Below are 1,734 nucleotides of genomic sequence, written 5' to 3'. Positions count from 1 at the left end.
GGGTGTCCCGGGCCGGGGGTGTGGCGTTGGGCCGGGTGTGTCGATGACTTCCCGGTCCCCGCGGCCACGTTCTCAGCGTCAGCGTCTTGAAGTGGCGGTGACGTCCGTGGTGGAGAAGCGTCTGGGCGCTCTGCCTGTCGCTGCCGAGTTTCTGCGCCGGCTGGATGTGGCCGGGATCGTCGACGAGCTGTGCCCGGGCGGCGCGAGCGCACATCTGACCCACGGGCAGGTGATCGAGGCGCTGGTGGCCAGCCGGCTGACCTCGCCCGTACCGCTGGTGCGGGTCGGGGACTGGGCGCGGACCTGGGCGGTGGAGGAGGTCTTCGGCATCGAGCCGGGCCTGCTCAACGACGACCGCCTGGCCCGGGCCCTGGACGCGATCGCCCCGCACCTGGAGCAGATCGCGGGCACCGTCGGCGCACGGGCGATCACCGGGTTCGGTATCGACGTGTCCCGGCTGCACTGGGACATGACCAGCATGTCCGTCCACGGCGCCTTCCCGGACGGGGACCAGGACGAGCAGTACCCGGTCATCGGCTACGGGCATCCCAAGGACCGGCGGGTGGATCTGAAGCAGGTCCAGGCCGGGCTCGCGGTGTCCGCCGACGGCGGGATCCCCGTCCACGCCCGCGTCTTCGGCGGCGGCGCGGCCGAGGTCAGCCAGGTCGTCGGGGCGATGAAGGACCTGCAGGGCATGGCCGGTGAGCAGGACTTCCTGATGGTCGCCGACTCCAAGCTGGTGTCCTACGCGAACCTCACCGCACTGCTGGCAGCCGGGGTGGATTTCATCGCGCCCGTCCCGGCCGCGCAGGTCAAGGACGAGGTGTATGCCGCTTTGGACCTCGCCCAGGCGCCGGTGGTGGACTGGGTGCCCGAGCGGGACGCCGGCAAGGAACCGGACCAGCGGGAGGTATACCGGGTGCTGGAGGACGTCCACACCCTCGCCGGGCCCCGCAAGCGCGACCCGGTCCTGACGGTGCGGCGGATCCTGGTCCACTCCACCGGCAACGCGGCCGGTCAGCAGGCCGCCCGGGCCAAGCGCCTCGCCCGGGCCGGGGAGGAAATGGACAAACTCGCCCGCGCGGCGGGCGGACGGCACTACAAGACCCGCGAGAAGGTCGCCGCCCGCGCCGGGGTGATCGCCGCGAAGCGCCGCGTCGCCTCCTGCCTGCGCTGGGACATCACCGAGGACGAGACCGGTGCCCCCTCGCTCCGCTGGCACTTCGACCAGGAGGTCCTCGACGCCGAGGCCCAGGTCGACGGCTGGTACGCGCTGATCACACCACTGACCGTCGAACAGGCCGCCCCGCAGGACGTCCTCATCCAGTACAAGGGTCAGGGTGCGGTCGAGCGCCGGTACCACGATTTCAAGGGGCCCCTCGCGGTCGCCCCGGTTTTCGTGCAGCACAACCACCGCGTCGCCGCCCTGATCCAGGTGATCTGCCTGGCCCTGCTGGTGTTCTGCCTGATCGAGCGCCAGGTGAGGCGTGCACTGGGCCCCGAGCAGACGATGATCGGCCTCTACCCGGACAACCGCCGGGTCCGGCCAACCGGCCGGATGATCCTCTACCACCTCGGCGAGTTGACGCTGCGGATCGGTAACGTGACCGACCCGCCCACCGTCCAGATCACCCGTGGCGTTCAACTCCACCTCCTCGAACTCCTCGGCATCGAAGTCACACGAACCCGCTGGCCACAGACCTGAATCAGTGACCCGCGAAGTACGGGGCTAGC

At 70.6% G+C, this 1,734-nt stretch carries 1 protein-coding gene; it reads left to right on the top strand.

What is annotated here, in order from left to right; all coding sequences use genetic code 11:
- The first annotated feature begins 91 nt into the window (after positions 1-91).
- A complete protein-coding gene (locus KYY02_RS33480) occupies positions 92-1,705 on the top strand; it encodes an IS1634 family transposase (RefSeq protein WP_371244799.1) in 1,614 nt (537 codons plus the stop codon).
- Positions 1,706-1,734 lie beyond the last annotated feature (29 nt).

Source organism: Streptomyces pimonensis (genome assembly GCF_041380215.1).
Lineage (GTDB): Bacteria > Actinomycetota > Actinomycetes > Streptomycetales > Streptomycetaceae > Streptomyces > Streptomyces pimonensis.
Note: the sequence above shows the minus strand (reverse complement) of the source record. Positions and strands in the feature narration are given on the sequence as shown.